The organism is Streptomyces sp. NPDC107546, assembly GCF_055639175.1.
Window position 1 is genome coordinate 98657 of the sequence record NZ_JBVKBA010000010.1, and the last position, 17547, is coordinate 116203.

The 17547-nt window shown below is 71.8% G+C and carries 19 protein-coding genes; 10 read left to right on the plus strand and 9 right to left on the minus strand.

Going from position 1 to position 17547, the window contains the following annotated elements; translation table 11 throughout:
* Nucleotides 1-104: 104 nt before the first annotated feature.
* The 3 genes from ACZ7L1_RS17005 to xylB all read right to left on the minus strand — a co-directional run bounded on the left by ACZ7L1_RS17005 (nt 105) and on the right by xylB (nt 3809).
* On the minus strand, nt 105-719 hold the full coding sequence (locus tag ACZ7L1_RS17005; RefSeq protein ID WP_471437909.1) for an N-acetylmuramoyl-L-alanine amidase: 615 nt from the start codon (nt 717-719) through the stop codon (nt 105-107).
* Nucleotides 720-1137: 418 nt separating this feature from the next.
* Complete coding sequence (locus ACZ7L1_RS17010; RefSeq protein WP_471437911.1) at nt 1138-2346, minus strand: ROK family protein; 1209 nt, start codon at nt 2344-2346, stop codon at nt 1138-1140.
* Nucleotides 2347-2363: 17 nt separating this feature from the next.
* The gene (gene xylB / locus ACZ7L1_RS17015) at nt 2364-3809 is read right to left on the minus strand and encodes a xylulokinase (RefSeq protein WP_471437913.1); all 1446 of its coding nucleotides are present in this window, start codon (nt 3807-3809) and stop codon (nt 2364-2366) included.
* A 199-nt stretch (nt 3810-4008) separates the two neighbouring features.
* Here xylB and xylA point away from each other — a divergent pair, with 199 nt between their 5' ends.
* The 3 genes from xylA (at nt 4009) to ACZ7L1_RS17030 (ending at nt 6039) form a co-directional block, all read left to right on the plus strand.
* Nucleotides 4009-5175 (plus strand): xylose isomerase, encoded by a 1167-nt coding sequence (xylA, locus tag ACZ7L1_RS17020; RefSeq protein WP_471437914.1) that lies wholly within the window; start codon nt 4009-4011, stop codon nt 5173-5175.
* 136 nt (nt 5176-5311) lie between these two features.
* The gene (locus tag ACZ7L1_RS17025) at nt 5312-5731 is read left to right on the plus strand and encodes a hypothetical protein (protein ID WP_471437916.1); all 420 of its coding nucleotides are present in this window, start codon (nt 5312-5314) and stop codon (nt 5729-5731) included.
* A gap of 125 nt (nt 5732-5856) precedes the next feature.
* On the plus strand, nt 5857-6039 hold the full coding sequence (locus ACZ7L1_RS17030; protein WP_103842773.1) for a hypothetical protein: 183 nt from the start codon (nt 5857-5859) through the stop codon (nt 6037-6039).
* Between the two features lie 4 nt (nt 6040-6043).
* Here the strand turns inward: ACZ7L1_RS17030 and ACZ7L1_RS17035 are convergent, their stop codons facing one another.
* The 3 genes from ACZ7L1_RS17035 to ACZ7L1_RS17045 form a co-directional block, all read right to left on the minus strand.
* Nucleotides 6044-7420 (minus strand): tannase/feruloyl esterase family alpha/beta hydrolase, encoded by a 1377-nt coding sequence (locus ACZ7L1_RS17035; protein ID WP_471437918.1) that lies wholly within the window; start codon nt 7418-7420, stop codon nt 6044-6046.
* A gap of 149 nt (nt 7421-7569) precedes the next feature.
* A complete protein-coding gene (locus tag ACZ7L1_RS17040) occupies nt 7570-8412 on the minus strand; it encodes a hypothetical protein (protein ID WP_471437920.1) in 843 nt (280 codons plus the stop codon).
* A gap of 131 nt (nt 8413-8543) precedes the next feature.
* Nucleotides 8544-8843 carry a hypothetical protein gene (locus tag ACZ7L1_RS17045; RefSeq protein ID WP_471437921.1) on the minus strand — a complete coding sequence of 100 codons (300 nt, stop codon included), beginning with the start codon at nt 8841-8843 and terminating at the stop codon, nt 8544-8546.
* Nucleotides 8844-8942: 99 nt separating this feature from the next.
* Here ACZ7L1_RS17045 and ACZ7L1_RS17050 point away from each other — a divergent pair, with 99 nt between their 5' ends.
* Complete coding sequence (locus tag ACZ7L1_RS17050; protein WP_471437923.1) at nt 8943-9851, plus strand: oxygenase MpaB family protein; 909 nt, start codon at nt 8943-8945, stop codon at nt 9849-9851.
* Here ACZ7L1_RS17050 and ACZ7L1_RS17055 read toward each other — a convergent pair.
* Nucleotides 9828-10370, minus strand: a complete 543-nt coding sequence (locus ACZ7L1_RS17055; protein ID WP_471437925.1) for a PadR family transcriptional regulator — start codon at nt 10368-10370, stop codon at nt 9828-9830. The two genes, ACZ7L1_RS17050 and ACZ7L1_RS17055, sit on opposite strands and share 24 nt — an antisense overlap.
* A gap of 102 nt (nt 10371-10472) precedes the next feature.
* Between ACZ7L1_RS17055 and ACZ7L1_RS17060 the strand changes: the two genes are divergently transcribed.
* Nucleotides 10473-11231 carry an alpha/beta fold hydrolase gene (locus tag ACZ7L1_RS17060; protein WP_471437926.1) on the plus strand — a complete coding sequence of 253 codons (759 nt, stop codon included), beginning with the start codon at nt 10473-10475 and terminating at the stop codon, nt 11229-11231.
* 3 nt (nt 11232-11234) lie between these two features.
* Here ACZ7L1_RS17060 and ACZ7L1_RS17065 read toward each other — a convergent pair whose 3' ends face one another.
* Entirely contained in the window at nt 11235-11834 is a 600-nt protein-coding gene (locus tag ACZ7L1_RS17065; RefSeq protein WP_471437927.1) for a class I SAM-dependent methyltransferase, read from the minus strand.
* Between the two features lie 152 nt (nt 11835-11986).
* Between ACZ7L1_RS17065 and ACZ7L1_RS17070 the strand changes: the two genes are divergently transcribed.
* The 5 genes from ACZ7L1_RS17070 to ACZ7L1_RS17090 all read left to right on the plus strand — a co-directional run bounded on the left by ACZ7L1_RS17070 (nt 11987) and on the right by ACZ7L1_RS17090 (nt 17018).
* The gene (locus ACZ7L1_RS17070; RefSeq protein WP_471437928.1) at nt 11987-12760 is read left to right on the plus strand and encodes an MHYT domain-containing protein; all 774 of its coding nucleotides are present in this window, start codon (nt 11987-11989) and stop codon (nt 12758-12760) included.
* Nucleotides 12761-12822: 62 nt separating this feature from the next.
* Entirely contained in the window at nt 12823-15351 is a 2529-nt protein-coding gene (locus ACZ7L1_RS17075) for a sensor histidine kinase (RefSeq protein WP_471437929.1), read from the plus strand.
* Complete coding sequence (locus ACZ7L1_RS17080; RefSeq protein ID WP_403610139.1) at nt 15348-15785, plus strand: roadblock/LC7 domain-containing protein; 438 nt, start codon at nt 15348-15350, stop codon at nt 15783-15785. Before ACZ7L1_RS17075 ends, ACZ7L1_RS17080 begins: the two co-directional genes overlap by 4 nt.
* Before the next feature lie 19 nt (nt 15786-15804).
* A complete protein-coding gene (locus ACZ7L1_RS17085; protein ID WP_471437931.1) occupies nt 15805-16218 on the plus strand; it encodes a DUF742 domain-containing protein in 414 nt (137 codons plus the stop codon).
* Nucleotides 16219-16412: 194 nt separating this feature from the next.
* Nucleotides 16413-17018: a GTP-binding protein gene (locus ACZ7L1_RS17090; RefSeq protein WP_471437932.1), complete on the plus strand. Its 606-nt coding sequence runs from the start codon at nt 16413-16415 to the stop codon at nt 17016-17018.
* Between the two features lie 28 nt (nt 17019-17046).
* On the opposite strand, the gene ACZ7L1_RS17095 is transcribed toward ACZ7L1_RS17090, so the two are convergent.
* On the minus strand, nt 17047-17475 hold the full coding sequence (locus ACZ7L1_RS17095; protein ID WP_471437934.1) for a PPOX class F420-dependent oxidoreductase: 429 nt from the start codon (nt 17473-17475) through the stop codon (nt 17047-17049).
* Between the last annotated feature and the right edge of the window lie 72 nt (nt 17476-17547).

The window sequence follows — 17547 nt, forward strand, 5'->3', positions numbered from 1 at the left end:
GGGAACGGCGGTGCGGTGGGTGACATCGTCACTCCGGAGTCGGCCGCCGACAACCGTTTCGACCGCCATCGACCCGAACGTAACCGGCAGTTCCCGCGCGGGCGTCAAGAGACGTTGACCAGCCTCATGTAGCGGGTCCAGTCCCAGTTCGGTCCGGGATCGGTGTGGTCGGTGCCCGGGACCTCGTAGTGGCCGATGATGTGCGCCCGGTCCTTCGGGATGCCGTGTCTGGCACAGATCGCCGCCGTGAGTCCGGCCGACCCCTCGTACAGGGCGTCCGTGAAATATCCGGGCCGGTCCACCCACCCTTCGTGCTCTATGCCGATACTCCGTGTGTTGTAGTCCCAGTTGCCCGCGTGCCAGGCGATGTCGTGCTCGCGGACGCACTGCGCGATGTGCCCGTCCGCCGACCGGACGACATAGTGCGCGGACACGTTCTTCCGTGGGTTCTGGAAGATGCCCAGGGTGTTCGTGTACGTCGCCTGCGTCACATGGATGACGACGAGGTCGAGCGGATAGGTGAAGGGCCGGTCGGACGGCGTGTAGTTATGGGGGTCCGCCGACATCCAGTCCGCGAAGGGATGGTCGACGGCCCGGGGCCGGGCCTGGGCCGGTGCGGAGGGAAGCAGTGTGTAGGGAACCGCTGCGAGGGCTGCACCCTGCAGCAACCGGCGCCTACTGGTGAGGGGTCTTGCCCGCTCCTGCTCGGTTCGTTTCATGGAAGTGCCTTCCGCACCTGGCTTTCGAAGAAGTGCCGATTTCGTTCCTGGTCTGCTCAACGCCCCAGTGCCGTCGCCGTTTCGCGCATCCAGAAGGCCGCGCCGGAGGGAATGGACGCCGCGACCGCTGTCGGCGGAGCCATCGCTGTCATGCACTGGAACAGGACCTCGCGCAGGCCGATCGCCTCACGCCTCAAGCCGAAAGCGGTGTCCCCCGCCATGTGAACCCCCCGATTCTGCTCCCGCGCAGCCACTGCCCGGCGGCTGCGCCTCGCGTGGATCACGGTACGGCGCTGGGCGGTTGCGCAGGAAGAGGGCGGTGTCACCGGTGGACAACCAGGAGACTGTGGACATCTCCCACCCGTTCGAGGGAGGTGGCCCTACGTGACCGGGCTCCCGGAAGCCCCGGGCCAAGCGGTCACATCCGCGCCGCCACCGCCGCAGGATCGTCCAGCACTGCCCGCACCACCGAGTGCGCGGCCCCCAGCAGCGGCCCCTTCGACCCCAGCCGTGAGACGCTCACGGCGCAGGCCGGGCCGGCCGTTCGGCGGGCCAGTTCCCGCTCCAGGGAGGGCAGGAGCCAGGGCGCGAGAGCGGCCAGGGCTCCGCCCAGCACGACCGTCTGCGGGTCGAGCAGGTTGACCGCTCCGGTGAGCGCGATGCCGAGCGCGGTTCCGGCGCCGCGCAGGGCCCGGAGTACCTCCCGGTCGCCCTGCGCCGCACGTTCGGCCAGGAGCTCGACGCGGTCCTCGCCCGGTGTCAGCCCGGCCGCGCGCAGCACGGCCTCCTCACCGGCGTACTGCTCCAGACAGCCACGGCCGCCGCAGGCGCACGCGGGACCCTCCGGGCGCACGGGCACATGACCCAGTTCGCCCGCGAATCCACGCGTCCCGCGCAGCAGCCGCCCGTCCACGACCACGGCGCCGCCGATGCCGATCTCCGCCGAGACGTGCAGGAAGTCGCGAGGCGTGTCGTCACCGAGCCAGAGTTCCGCGAGCGAGCCGAAGTTGGCCTCGTTGTCCACCGTCAGCGGCAGCTCGTCCGGCAGGAGGGGCCCCAGGTCGACGTCGTGCCACTCGAGGTTGGGGGCGCGCACCACGGTCCGGGCGTCGCGCGCGACGAGGCCGGGCACGGCGACGGCCAGACCCGCGGGCCACAGCCCTTCCCGTTCCCCCTCCGCGACCACCTGCCGTATCAGTTCGGTCAGTTCGCCGAGCACCGGCTGAGGCGGGCGGCCACGGTTCGTGCCGTGCCGCACCGCCCGAGCCCGTACGTCGCCGCGTAGATCGACCGCGCACACCGCCAGATGATCGACACCGATCTCGGCGCCGATCCCGGCGGGACCGCGCCCGCTGACGGCCAGGGCGGAACCCGGGCGCCCGACCCGGCCGGGCCGCTCGGGCCCCAGCTCCTGAAGCAGTCCCGACCGGATCAGCTCGTCGACCAGCGTCGAGACCGCCGCGCGGGTCAGCCCGATCCGTGAGGCGACCGCGGCACGCGACAGCGGCCCCTCGGCGCTGACGGTGTGCATGACCCGCGCCAGATTCCGGCGGCGCATGCCCTGCTGGGTGTCCGGCAGCCGTCGGCCGGGGCTGGACGGATGGGCTTCGTGCAGTGGTGCGGTCATGCCTCCCTCGGATCTCGTCAGCGCCGGTCCGGCTCCCGCTCCAGCAGCGGCGCCGCGTCGGAGAGTACCCCGGCGATCCTGGCCAGCGTCGCCTCGTCCCGCTCCACGGCATCGAGGACCGGCCCGCGCGCGGTGTCCCAGCGCCGAGCCACGGCTGCCGGGTCCTCACCGGTCAGCAACCCGGCGGCCTGCGCGGCGGCGCCCAGGGCGACCAGCTCCCTGGCCTCCGGAACCTGGACCGTACGTCCCGAGAGCCGCCGTACGGTCTCCTGCCAGGCCCGACCCCGTGCGCCGCCCCCGATGAGCAGCAGTGGAGCGGCTCGGTCCGCGTCCGCGTCGAGGACCAGGTCGAGGGCGCCGAGCAGCGAGTGCACCGCGCCGTCGTAGGCCGCCTGCAGCAGCTGTCCGGACGTCGTGTCGTGCCGCAGGCCGTGCAGCAGCCCCGAGGCGTGCGGGAGGGCCGGGGTGCGCTCGCCGTCCAGGTAGGGGAGCAGCGTCACACCGGTACCGGGCTCGACGGCCTCGCGATCCAGGCCGAGCAGGGCGGCGATCCGGTCGACGGCGAGCGTGCAGTTCAGCGTGCACGCCAGCGGCAGCCAGTCGCCGTGCGCGTCCGCGAAGCCCGCCACGGTCCCGGTCGGGTCGGCGGGCCGCCGTCTCGAGACCGCGTACACCGTTCCGGAGGTTCCGAGGCTCAGCACCGGGGTCCCGGGGCGCAGCCCCAGGCCCAGCGCGGCGGCCGCGTTGTCGCCGGTGCCGGGCGCGACCAGGGTGCCTTTGGAGAACGGCAGGTCATGCGCGTCGCGCACCGTGCCGGCCACCTCCCCGGGCCGGACCACGCGCGGCAGCAGGGCGGGGTCGAGGCCCACGTGCGCCAGGATCTCCTCGTCGTACGACTCCGTCGCCGACGCCCACCAGCCGGTGCCCGAGGCATCGCCGCGGTCGGTCGTGCCCTGCCCGGTGAGGCGCTCGGTCAGGTAGTCGTGGGGCAGCCGCACGGCCTTGGTCGCGCGGACGGCCGCCGGCTCGTTCTCGGCCAGCCAGGCCCACTTCGTGACCGTGAAGGACGGGCCGGGCACGCTTCCCGTCCGCTCTGCCCAGATCTTGGGACCGCCCAGCTCCTCCACCAGGCGGCGGGCCTGCGGCGCCGACCGCACGTCGTTCCACAGCAGGGCCGGGCGGACCGGCTCGCCCCGGCCGTCCAGGGTGACCAGGCCGTGCTGCTGGCCGCCGATCGACACGGCGGCGGCTTCGTGCGCCGCCTCGCCGCACTGGTGCAGGGCTTCGCACAGTGCCTCCCACCACTGGCGCGGGTCGCTCTCGCGACCGGCGCCCGACGTGACGGTGTGCGGTGCCTGACCGCTCGCCACCACCCGTCCGGTCGACGCGTCGACCACCAGGGCCTTGGTGGACTGGGTGGACGAGTCCACTCCGACGACGAGCGGACCCTCGGCTGCTGACATCGGGCTCTCCCTCTTCCGCGGCTCGCGGGTTCTGGCCTGTGGGCGGGCGCGCCGTCGGCCGCGGTGGCCGGACGTGCGCCCGTCGTCACCGTACGGAGTCACCGTACGGAGGACACATCGTCTCTTCCCAGAGATGCCTCCGCATACTAATTTGTTAAGCGCCATGACGAAATAGTCTCAGCGAGCAAGGAGCCGCGGCATGAGCTATCAGCCCACCCCCGAGGACAGGTTCACCTTCGGCCTTTGGACCGTCGGCTGGCAGGGACGGGACCCGTTCGGCGACGCCACCCGGCGCGCCCTGGACCCGGTGGAGACGGTGCAGCGCCTCGCCGAGCTCGGGGCCTACGGTGTGACCTTCCACGACGACGACCTGATCCCCTTCGGGTCCTCGGACAGCGAGCGCGAGGCGCACATCAAGCGCTTCCGTCAGGCCCTCGACACGACCGGGATGACCGTGCCGATGGCCACCACCAACCTCTTCACGCACCCCGTCTTCAAGGACGGCGCCTTCACGGCGAACGACCGGGACGTCCGCCGCTACGCACTTCGCAAGACCATCCGCAACATCGACCTGGCGGTGGAGCTGGGCGCCAAGACGTACGTCGCCTGGGGCGGCCGGGAGGGTGCCGAGTCCGGCGCGGCCAAGGACGTGCGGGTCGCGCTCGACCGCATGAAGGAGGCCTTCGACCTCCTGGGCGAGTACGTCACCTCACAGGGCTACGACCTGCGCTTCGCCATCGAGCCCAAGCCGAACGAGCCCCGCGGCGACATCCTGCTGCCCACCGTCGGCCACGCCCTGGCCTTCATCGAGCGCCTGGAGCGTCCGGAGCTGTACGGCGTCAACCCCGAGGTGGGCCACGAGCAGATGGCCGGCCTCAACTTCCCGCACGGCATCGCCCAGGCTCTGTGGGCGGGCAAGCTCTTCCACATCGACCTCAATGGCCAGTCCGGCATCAAGTACGACCAGGACCTGCGCTTCGGCGCGGGCGACCTGCGGGCCGCGTTCTGGCTCGTCGACCTCCTGGAGAGCGCCGGTTACAGCGGACCGCGCCACTTCGACTTCAAGCCGCCGCGGACCGAGGACCTTGACGGCGTCTGGGCGTCGGCGGCGGGCTGTATGCGCAACTACCTCATCCTGAAGGAGCGTTCGGCCGCCTTCCGGGCCGATCCGGAGGTCCAGGAGGCCCTGCGCGCCTCGCGTCTGGAGCAGCTGGCGCAGCCGACCGCCGAGGACGGACTGGAGGCGCTGCTCGCCGACCGCAGTGCTTTTGAGGAGTTCGACGTGGAGGCGGCCGCCGCGCGCGGAATGGCCTTCGAGCGCCTGGACCAGCTGGCCATGGACCATTTGCTGGGCGCGCGCGGCTGATCGCTGTCGGCGCCCGAGGAGTGACGCCCTCGCGTGGAATGTCCCGGACTCATACCGTCCATGGCATGAGTCCGTATCAACCGCCGCGCGAGGGTCCCTCCAGGACCGGTCCGAGGCGACTGTGGACCGTATGGCCATGCCGCCGGGAGACATGCCGCCCTCGGACCACGCCGGGTTCGGCCCGCCGTTCCAGCCGCCGCCCGGACCACCCGGCGCGCCCGTCCGCCGCCGCGCCGGCCTCTTCCTGACGCTCGCCGCGATCGTGGCCCTCGGAATCGTCGCCGTGGTCCTCGTGGTGAACAGCGACGGCGCGTCGCAGCGGAAGTCGCCCACCGGGAGCGACGCGAGCACAAGCCGTGCACCTGCCCCGTCCCTGGGCATCCCGACAGGACTGCCCACCGCACTGCCCTCGAAGCTCCCCTCGGGCCTCCCGACGAGGCTGCCGTCGGGGTGGCCCGGCGTGCTTCCCAGCGGCTTCCCGAGCGACCTGGAGTCACTCTTCAGTGCGCCTGCCGCCGCACCGTCGACGCACACCGAGGTCGCGGCCGTCCCCTGAGGGGTCTCTCAGGGACGGCCGAGGGGCGGGGCTCAGGGTTCTCTCAGGGTCGAGGCCCGGAACCGCACGCAGCAGGCACCCGTTCTCAGAACAAGGAGCGGCAGTGGCCGCAAAGGAGGCGACACATGTCGAGGAACGCGAAGATCGCCACCGGGGGAGTGCTGGCCGGACTCATCCTGTGGATATGGCTGCCGTGGTGGGCCGCCCTCCTGATCGTGCTGGGAGTCCCGGCGGCCGCGTACTTCACCCTGGACCCCTCGCAGCGGCGCAGGCTGCGCCGAGTGGCGCGCAAGGAGCTCGGCCGCTGAGAGGTCAGCGGTCGGCCCGGGGCCCCGTCAGTGCGCAGGAGTTGACCACGTCACCGCCCGCGGGCCCGCCGACGGTACGGTCCGCGGGCGGCCGCTCGCCCCGCTCGACCCAGGTGGTCAGCGCGTCGAAGGCCGCCCGGTAGCACGGCAGAATCGGCCTGAGCCGGTCGGGATAGGAGTCGTACAGGCCGTCGACGTGGGTACCGCCCGCGACGGTGTAGAAGCGGTGCAGCGCTCCGCGACCGGCCTCCCGCACCATGCGTGCGTACACGTCGGAGTCCGCGCTCTTGGGCAGCAGGGCATCCAGGTCGCCGTGCAGCGTGATCAGCGGTTTGCCGATCCGTCCCGTGAGGGCGACCCGGGCGACCGCTCGGTGCACGGATGCGGGGCGCGCCGCGTAGTCGTAGGCCGCGTCCGACGGGCAGGGCGCCAGGATCTGCTGCGCCGTCGACCCGGCAGACGCACCGGGGCAGGCGGGGTCGTACGCGGGGTCGAACGCGGCCCGGTAGATCTTCTGCGTGATGCCCCAGTACGCCTTCTCGTGGTACGGCCACAGGAACTCGGACCCCCGGGCGAACCCGGCCGCGTACAGATCCTCGTCCCGGGCGGAGCCGAGCATGCGGGCCACGGCCACCGGCAGCGACGTCAGCAGGTTCGGGCCGTCGGCCGTCCACAGGGCGCCCTCCCAGTCCACCCCGCCGTCGTACAGCTCGGGGTGGTGCTCCAACTGCCAGCGCGTCAGGTAGCCGCCGTTGGAGATCCCGGTCATGTACGTGCGCCGAGGGGCCCGTCCGTAACGTTGCGCCACCACCCGCTTGGCGGCCAGCGTGAGCTGAGTCGTGCGCCGGTTCCACTCGGCGACGGCGTCACCGGGGCGGGTTCCGTCGCGGTAGAAGTCCGGTCCGCTGTTGCCCTTGTCGGTGGCCGCGTACGCGTAGCCCTGCGCCAGCGCCCGGTCGGAGATCGCCGTGTCGGTCGCGTACTGCCGACGCGTACCGGGGGCGCCCGTGACGACGAGGCCGCCGTTCCACCGGTCGGGGAGCCGGATCACGAACTGGGCGTCGTGCCGCCAGCCGTGCGTGGTGTTGAAGTGCGAGTCGTCCGGGAAGTAGCCGTCGATCTGCAGCCCCGGCACACCGGACGGATTGCGGGTGGCCGCGGCGGTCAGGCCCGCCTGGTCGGTCATGTCCGTGTACGGCGTTCCCGCGAGCCCCGTCGTCGTCATATCGCCCAGACAAGCACTCTGTTGGAACGCCGCACCCGGTACCCGTGTCCGCTCGTGGGGTTGGCAATGGCCACCGTCGCCCGCCGCCGCGCGGCCGGGGAGGGCCGAGACGAGCAGAGCGGCGGCGCACAACGCGAGGCGACGGGACAGGCGCATGAGGGACCTCCGGGTCAGGACGGGAGCACGGGGCTGCCCATGCTGCGACCACGGAAGTTCGCCGACCATAGGTGGGGGCCATATGGGCACAGGCGACGGTATGGGGGCTCACAACGCAGCCCATGCCCACCGCACCCAGTTGTCCCGCCTCAGGCCGGACGTGCCGCCACCTTGTCGAGGCCCTCCAGCAGTCCGGGCAACTGCGACCCCCGGCCCACCGGGATCACCTCCCCCGGTTTTTCGTCGAGGAGGAAGAACGCGATGTCGTCGGTCCTGGCCACCATGGACCAGCCGGGCCCGTCGGCACGCAACAGGCGCGCGTCACCGGGTGCGAACGAGGAACGGACACGGCCCGGCGGCGGAGGGGAGTCCACGTACCCGTGCGCCTCGTCAAGCGCGCGATGTATCGCGCTGCGGGCCCCGCCGACGGGCTTGCCGTCTGCGGGCTCGCCACCCTCCGCCGCCGGCTCCGCGTCGTCCACGGGTGCGAAGTCGGCGGCGTCGATCTGGTCTCGCCACATGGCCCACTGGAGCGCGATCTGGTCGGCGCCCAGGCGCCGTTGCGCCGGACCCCAGGTGTCGGTGTCCGGCGGGGAGAGCGGCTCACGGTCGGTGTCTTCCGGTGCCGGGTCGTGCGGGGCGGGCACGCCGGGCGCCGCGACGGCGACAGCCAGCGGCCAGCCCGGCAGCGCGGCGACGACCGTGCGCTCGTCGGGCGACAGGTCGTATTCCATGCCGCAGTCCCAGGACGCGATCGCCACGGCCACCAGCGACACGTCGTCGACGACCACCGTCCAGCGCGCACCGTCGCCGTCCTGGCCGAGCACCAGGCCGTACCCGTCCATCACGGGCGGCAGACCGAGCGCCGCGCAGGCCTCCGGATAGTCGTCGCCCAGCACGCTCGGGAACTGCGCGGGCGTCAGCAGAATCGCCGTCAGCACATACAGCGCGTCGTCCGTGGCGGCGACGGAGTCCTCGTCCGTCCCGGTCATGCCGTCCTCCCGATCCGTCGTTCGTCGGCGCACCCTAATGCGCCCACCGGCCGGTTGTCACGACTGCGAATCGCAGAAGGAACCGCACGTCTCCGGCCGGACGGGGCGAAAGCACCCGGCGAGTTCCGGTGTCAGGCGGCAGGCAGGCCGAGGAGCGTCCGCGCGACCGCCCGCGGCGAGTCGTCGCGCTCCCGTGCGAGAGCGATCAGCGCACGGCAGGCAAGCTCCGTCACACCGAACGACAGGGCTTCCGGCGAGACCCACGCCGCGGCCTCGTCCATCCGGTCCTGGTCGTTCTCGGCGCACGCCGACACGTAAGCGGCTGCCGCCTCGAACAGGTTGTGTGAGCGCTTGCTCCCGGCCGCGGCCGCCCGTGCGCGCGACGAGTCGTTGACGAGTCTGCCCACCGAAGCGCGGATCTTGTCGAACATGCCAAGCCACCTTCCCCCTGTGTGGTTGCCTTCGCCGACGTGCATGTGCTGCTCTTCAACGTAGGGTTGGAGCTGCCGCGGCAGAAGGGGGACTGAACGGTGAAGCGGTTCGAGCGGCTCGAACAGATCCGGCGTCTGCACCCCGAGAGGGACGCCCTGGAGATCTACCTGCTCAGTGTCGCGTACGAGTTCCCCTGGGACTACACCCGCGCCCTGGAACTGGCGCTCTATCGTACGTACGCCGTCCCCGGCATCGGTCGGCTGCTCGCCGAGACCAGGGAGCTCACCGACCGCACACAGAAGCGGTACGACGACACCTCGCTGCTCCTCGACACCGTTGTCGAGCACGGCTTCGACAGCGACGAGGGGCGCACCGCGATCCGCCGCATCAACCAGATGCACCGCAGCTACGACATCAGCAATGACGACATGAGGTACGTGCTGTGCACCTTCGTGGTGATGCCCAAGCGGTGGATCGACGCCTACGGATGGCGCCGGCTGTCCCGGCACGAGACCGTCGCCTCCGCCGTCCATTACCGCACCCTGGGGCGGCATATGGGGATCAAGGACATCCCCGGGAGCTATGAGGAGTTCGAGACCTGCCTCGACGCCTATGAGGCCGCCTACTTCGCCTGGGACCCGCAAGCCCGGCGCGTGTCCGACGCGACCTTGGACCTGATGGCCTCCTGGTATCCGCGCCCCCTCGCACCGGTCCTGCGCCGGGCGACTCTCTCCCTGCTCGACGACTCGCTCCTGCGGGCCTTCCGGTACGAGCCGCCGAGCGTCGCCACGCGCGCGTGGGTACGCCGTGCGGTCAGGGCCCGCGGCCGCCTCGTCCGCCTCATGCCCCCGCGCCGGAGCCCCCACCACGCACGGCAGAACTGGGAGATCAAGGGCTACCCGAACGGCTACCGCATCGCCGACCTGGGCACCCGTCCGGTCCCCGGGGTCAAGGGCTGTCCGGTCCGGCAGGCAGGGGCCTCCTCAACGGTCTCCCCAACGGAGTGAGTCGAGGGAGTCGAGCGTGGTGCGCAGCCAGGCCAGTTCGGCCCGGGTGGTGGCCCGCGCGATCGTGAGGATCCCACGCCGGAAGGGGTCATCCACCTCCTCCGCGCGCAACGGACGGTCGCCCTCGTAGAAGAAGCTGGCGGGCTCCTCCAGGAAGGCGAGCCGGCGCCGCAGGACCGCGGACTGTGCCTCCGGGTCGGGCAGATGCCGGAGGAAGGCGAGCACCGTGAACCAGCGGTTCTCGTCGGTGATGTCGCGCGGTTCCGGTGCTGCGAGCCGGCGCCGCAGCTCCTGCCTGCCCTCCTCCGTGAGCGTCAGGACATGACGGGGCGCCGCGACCGAACCCGGCTGAGTGGCACGTGCCAGCAGTCCGGAGCTCTCCAGCCGCTTGATCGCCGGATACAGCGTGCTCTCCGCGACGGGCCGCACGTGTCCGGTCAACGCGGCGATGCGTTTCCGCAGCTCGTACCCGTGCAGCGGGGTGTCGTACAGGAAACCCAGGATGGCCAGCTCGAGCATGCCCGCATTGTGCCCCAACGCCGTGGTACCCCGGGCGCGTAATACATCGGATGCGAGGTATTCTCGTGGAAAGTGACGAGAACGCAAGCGAGGGGGAGGCCGATGAGACAGGCCGAGTTCGACAGCAGGGGAAGCCTGATCCGATGGACGGAGACGGCGGGTGCGGAACCTGCGCGGGTGTTCGTGCACGGACTGGGGGCGACCTCGGCGGTCTACCACGCGCACATCGCCGCGCGCACCGAACTCGCCGGCCGCCGCAGCCTCTTCGTCGACCTGCCGGGACACGGCATCAGCGACCGCCCCGCCGACTTCGCGTACACCCTGGAGGGTCATGCCGACGCGCTGGCCGCCGCGCTGGACGAGGCGCGGGTCACCGGTGCCGAGATCGTCGCGCACAGCATGGGTGGCTCCGTCGCCGTGGTGCTCGCCCACCGGCGACCCGACCTCGTCACGCGCCTGGTGCTCATCGAGGCCAATCTGGATCCGAATCCGCCGATCGGTGCCGGCAGCAGTGGCATCGCCGGCCACACCGAGGACGAGTACGTGGACAACGGCGGCCACGCGCGCGTGCTGAAGAAGGTCGGCCCGAGCTGGGCGGCGACCATGCGGCTCGCCGACCCACGGGCCCTGCACCGCACGGCGACCCACCTCGTGCGCGGAACGAACCCGACGATGCGTCGCATGCTCGAGGACCTGACGGCGGACCGCGTCTACCTCCAGGGGGAGCTGAGCGGCGAACTGGCCGGCCGGGAAGGCCTGGAGGCGGCGGGTGTCCGTGTGGTGACCGTGCCCGGTGCGGGTCACAACGTCATGTTCGACAACCCCGACGCCCTGGTGGCCGCGATTGCAGGGCGAGGCTGAGACTCAGCCCTCGCGGACGGCCAGGGCGAGGAAGCGGGTGTCCTCGTCGACGTACGACGTCATGCGCCAGCCGGAGCCGGCCAGCAGCGGGCGGAGGTTGTGCTTGGCGCGGAGATCGCCTGGGGTGATCTGCCGGCCCTGGCGGGCGGCGAGGGCCGCCCGGCCGACCGGATGGAAGAGCGCGAGCAGTCCGCCGGGGCGCACCACACGCGCCAGCTCACGCAGATTCCCGGCCGGGTGGGGGAGGTGTGCGATCAGCCCTGCCGCGAAGATCGCGTCCAGGGACTCCGTGCGCAGCGGAAGCCCGGCCACGTCGGCAAGCAGCAACAGGCCGTCGCGGTCCCGTCCGGCCCGTACCGCTGCCTGAAGCATCGCCGGGGTGAGATCGGCCCCGAGGACCAGCCCCGAGGTTCCCACGGCCGCACGCAGCGGCGTCAGAGCCCGCCCCGTACCGCAGCCCGCGTCGAGTACCCGGTCGCCCTCGCGCAGGCCGAGAGCGGCGACCGCGGCGGCGTACGCCGGGCCGTCGTCGGGGAACTTCGCGTCCCAGTCGGCCGCTCGCGCGGTGAAGAACTCCTGGACGTGTGTATGGACGTCGCTCATGCTCCGCATGATCCCTCACCTCCACGAGGGATGCCTCTGTGCACATGTTCGAGCATGACGCGATCGTTCCCTGTCTCGTCTGCGTCAGATTTCAACAGCTTTCGAAATGCGCCCCCTTTGCGCCCCTCCGCCCGGGCTAGCGTCCCGTGGCCATGGGACACCTGGACCACGCCACATTCGGCTGGCTGACCCCCGTGCTGTCGTACGTGATGGCGTGCATAGGCGCCGCCCTCGGGCTGCGCTGCACGGTCCGTGCGCTCGGCGCCACCGGCAGGTCGCGTCGCAACTGGCTCGTCACCGCGGCCTCGGCGATCGGCACCGGCATCTGGACCATGCACTTCGTGGCCATGCTCGGTTTCGGCGTCACCGGGACCGAGATCCGCTACGACGTGCCGCTGACCATCCTCAGCCTGCTCGTCGCCATGATCGTCGTGGGCGTCGGCGTGTTCGCCGTCGGCTACGGCGGTGGCCGCCCCCGGGCGCTCTTCCTCGGCGGCCTCACCACCGGTCTCGGGGTCGCGAGCATGCACTACCTCGGCATGGCGGCGCTGCGGCTGCACGGGGCGGTGCACTACGACCCGGTGCTCGTCGCGCTCTCCGTGCTGATCGCCGTGGTCGCGGCGACGGCGGCCCTGTGGGCGGGCCTCAACATCAAATCGCCCATCGCGGTCACCGTCGCCTCGCTCGTCATGGGCGCGGCGGTCAGCAGCATGCACTACACCGGGATGTTCGCGGTGAGCGTCGATGTGACCCCGTCCGGCGAGGTCCTGCCCGGGGCCACGGCGATGCAGTTCATCTTCCCCCTCGCCGTCGGCCTCGGGTCCTACCTCTTCCTGACCTCGGCGTTCGTCGCACTGTCTCCGACCGCCGGGGAGCGCGAGGCCTCCGAGTCGGCCCAGCGGCCGCTCGAGAGCGCCGCCCGCTGACCACGGGCCACGGGCCACGGATCACGGACCACATGTCGCGACACACTCCGAGTGAGAAGGCCATGCGAACACCCCGTAGGACACCTGCGGCCGGCGCCGAGCCGCCGCCCCGGCCACCGGCGCGCGGCCGCCGTGCACACGCCGGCCCGCCGGCCGACGAGCATGCCGGGACCGACGAGGCGGGCGGCACGGAACCGCCCGGCACCGCCGTGGGGGCGGGACGGTGGCGCATACGGCCGCGCACCGTCCGAGCGAAGATCGTCTGCCTGCTCATGGTGCCCGTGATCTCCCTGATCGCCCTGTGGGCATACGCCACCGTCAGCACCGCCCAGGACGTCGCTCGGCTGCGCCAGCTGCAACGAGTGGACTCCACCGTGCGCGTGCCGGTCGCCGACGCCGTGGCCGCGCTCCAGGACGAGCGCGTCGCCGCCGTGCGCTATGCCACCGATCGCGCCGCCCAACAGCAGAGCGATCTGCAGGCTCTCGCGGGACGCACCGACCGGGCCGTGGCCGCACTGCGGCTCGGCGGCCGGCACACCGTCGCCGACGGCACCGACCTGCCCTCCGGGGTCTCAGGTCGTCTCCAATCCTTCGTGACCGGGGCCGAACACCTGCGGTCTCTGCGCGGCGACGTACTCGCCCGCCGGGTCGGCTGGGAGGAGGCGTACGAGCAGTACACGAGGACCATCGCCACCGCCTTCCAGGTGGGCGGTGCGCTCACCGGTGTGCAGGACGCCGACCTCGGCTCCGACGCGCGCGTGCTGCTCGAGTTCTCCCGCGCGGGCGAGTCGCTCGCCCAGGAGGACGCCGTTCTCGCCGGCGCCCGCGTGGCGCGGAGCCTTGACGGCGACCGGCTGAGGCTGTTCACCGGCGCCGTCGACACGCGCCGTACCCTGACCGCGTCCGCCGTCGCCGACCTGCGCGGTGCCGAGCGCACCTCCTGGAACCGGCTGGCGAAGAGCAGCGCATACGCCGGCGTCGGCGCCATGGAGGACAGGGTGCTGGCCAGACGGGCCGGCGCCTCGGCCGTCGCGGCCGCCCCCGAAGCCGTCTGGAACCCGGCACACGCGCGCGTGCAGGACGGCATGCGGACCATCGAGGCGGAGGCGGGCCGGAGCGTCGCACGCCAGGCCGACCCGTTCACCCGCGGTGTGCTCACACCCGCCGGCGCAGCCGTCCTGCTCGGCCTCGTCGCCGTCGCCGCGTCGCTCGTCATCTCCGTACGCATCGGACGAGGACTCGTCGTCGAACTGGTGAGCCTGCGCAACAGCGCCCTGGAGATCGCACGCCGCAAACTCCCTCAGGCCATGCGCAGGCTGCGCGCGGGGGAGGAGATCGACGTCGACTCCGAGGCGCCCGGCGGTCCACCCGCCGATGACGAGACCGGGCAGGTCGCCGAGGCCCTGGGCATCGTGCACCGCGCCGCTCTGCGCGCCGCCGTCGAACGCGCGGAACTCGCCAGCGGAATCTCCGGGGTGTTCGTCAACCTCGCGCGGCGCAGCCAGGTCCTGGTGCACCGCCAGCTCAACCTGCTCGACAGCATGGAGCGCCGCTCCGAGGACCCGAGCGAACTGAGCGACCTCTTCCGGCTCGACCACCTCACCACGCGGATGCGCCGCCACGCCGAGAGCCTCATCATCCTCTCCGGCGCCGCGCCCGGCCGGGCCTGGCGCATGCCCGTCTCACTGACCAACGTCGTACGGGCCGCGGTCTCCGAGATCGAGGACTACGCGCGCGTGGAGGTACGGCAGCTCCCCGAGGCCTTCGTGATCGGCACCGCGGTAGCCGACCTCACGCACCTCCTCGCCGAACTCATCGAGAACGCCGCACAGTTCTCGCCGCCCCACACGCGCGTGCGCGTCAACGGAGAGCCCGTCGGCAACGGCTACGCCGTCGAGGTCGAGGATCGGGGACTCGGCATGGGCAAGGAGACCCTCACCGAGGCCAACCGGCGCATCGAGCAGTCCGAGGCGCTCGACCTGTTCGACAGCGACCGGCTCGGCCTCTTCGTGGTCAGCAGGCTCGCCTCCCGGCATGACGTCAAGGTGCACCTGCGCACCTCGCCCTACGGCGGCACCACCGCCGTCGTCCTCCTGCCGACCGCCCTGCTGCACGACGGCGCAGCGGAACCCCCTCCTCGTACGGCGGACGCCGAGCGGGACGAGGACCGCGAGTACGCGCGCGTGGCCGCGGTCCCGCCGCCGGGGGAGCCAGTGGCGCAGGCCGCGGAACGGCCCGCGCTGGCACGTTCCGCCCGCGTCGCAGCGGAACGCTCCGCCGATTTGCCGCCCGAGAACCATCCCCCTGGAGTCGCTCCCCTGAGGCTGCACCGCCCCGCGGACGACCCCGAGGCCTCCGACGACCTCCCGCGACGGGTACGGCAGGCGAGCCTCGCCCCCCAGCTTCGCGACCGACGCCCGGAAGACGGCGCGACAAGCGCTCCCGGCTCCTGGCGCGACGACGAGCGCACCCCCGAACGAGTACGGGACCGCATGGCGGCCTACCGAGACGGCTGGGCACGTGGCGGTGGCCGCGCACCCGGACATGCGGCCCGACCCGCCGGCGACAGCAGTGAAGGAGACCCCGCATGATCCAGGACCCGAGCATGAGGGCCGCCCAGCGGTCGGGTGAACTCGACTGGCTGCTGGACGACCTGGTGGTACGCGTGAACGAAGTCCGGCACGCCGTGGTGCTGTCGAACGACGGCCTGGCGGTCGGCGCCTCCACCGGCCTCAGCCGGGAGGACGCGGAACACCTGGCGGCCGTCGCCTCCGGCTTCCACAGCCTCGCCAAGGGCGCGGGCCGCCACTTCGGTGCGGGCGGTGTACGGCAGACCATGGTGGAGATGGACGACGGCTTCCTCTTCGTGGCGGCCGCGGGCGACGGCTCCTGCCTCGCCGTCCTCACCGCCGTCACCGCCGACATCGGCCTTGTGGCGTACGAGATGGCACGACTGGTCAAACGCGTCGGCGAGCACCTCTACACCGCGCCCAGGGTGGGCGCGCGACCGCCCGCCGCCGGATGAGGACCGAGGGCGGTCGCAGATGACCGAGGACAGGACAGGCGTCCCGTACCAGCCGGGCAGCCAGTGGTACGACCACGAGGCGGGCCCCCTCGTGCGGCCCTACGCGATGACGGGCGGCCGCACCAAACCGGGCCCAACCGGGGTGCGCTTCGACCTCATCGCCCTCGTCTCGCTCGACCCCGGGGCACCGAACCTCGACGACGACGCCGCGCTGGGCCCGGAACACCGGGCCCTGATCGACCTGTGCCGCATCGAGACCCAGTCCGTCGCCGAACTGGCCGCGGGGGCCGACCTGCCCGTGGGTGTCGTCCGAGTGCTCCTCGGGGACCTCCTGGAGTTGGGGTGTGTGTCGGTCAGCCGCCCCGTACCGCCGGCCCAACTTCCTGATGAACGGATTCTGCGCGAGGTCATCGAGGGACTGAGGGCGCTGTAGGCGATGGGCCGTAAGCACAGCGGGCCGGACCCGTACCGAGTTGTACGTTCATTCGGGCGCCGAATGGACGACAGGTGGTCGCATCGGTCAAAAGCGGTCGAACTCCCCGTGGGTGCACCGCCGTTGCCATGATGCTGACTCCGCACGGATGTACTGAAGTCGACCGTGGTCGGCACTCCCGAGAGAAGTGATCGATGGTCTCCGAGCACTCCGACGCCACCGAGGACGAGATGGCCGCCCTGGCGTTGAAGATATTGGTCGCCGGCGGATTCGGCGTGGGCAAGACCACCCTGGTGGGCGCGGTCAGCGAGATCAGGCCGCTGCGCACCGAGGAACTGCTGAGCGAGGCGGGCCAGTCCGTGGACGACACCGACGGTGTGGACCAGAAGGTCACGACGACCGTCGCCATGGACTTCGGGCGCATCACCATCCGGTCCGGGCTCTCGCTCTACCTCTTCGGTACACCGGGTCAGGACCGGTTCTGGTTCCTGTGGGACGAGCTCTCCCAGGGCGCCCTCGGTGCCGTGGTGCTCGCGGACACCCGACGGCTCGAGGACTGCTTCCCGGCGGTGGACTACTTCGAGCACCGGCACATCCCGTTCGTGGTCGCCGTCAACTGCTTCGCCGGAGCCCGCGGCCACGCGGCCCAGGACGTGTCGCGCGCCCTCGACCTCGACCAGGGCACGCCGGTGGTGCTGTGCGACGCGCGGGACCGCGACTCGGGGAAGGAGGTGCTGATCCGCCTCGTCGAGTACGCCGGGCGGATGCACACCGCCCGGCTGCTCGACTCCGTGGGCTGACGCGTCGGCCGGCCAGGGCCGGCCGGTCCTATTGGGCGACGGACGAATAGGCCAGGACCTTCTCGACCCGTACCCGGACGAGGAGTTCTCCCGGAACGCCGTTGCGGGCTCCGAACTCCTCGGCCCGGTCCTCACCCATGTACCGGGCACCGAGCCGCGTCGCCCAGTGCCGCACCTCCTCCGGATCCTCCGACAACTCGGCCCGCCCGTGGAGCACGACGAAGTCGTACGGAGGGTGGTCGTCGTCCACACACAGGGCGACTCGGCCGTCCCTGGCCAGATTCCGCCCCTTCACGGTCTCCTTACCCGTGTTGAAGACCACGTCGTCACCGTCCAGCAGGAACCAGATCGGCGCCACATGCGGGCTGCCGTCGGCGCGGACCGTGGAGAGCTTCCCGGTGCGCGTCCCGTGCGAGACGAAGGCCCGCCATTCCTCGTCGGTCATCTTCTGTGCCATACCCCCATCCTGCTTGCCGGGACGGCGGCTGTGGGGAAGGCTGGCTGTCCGGATCCTCCGGCCAGGGAGAGC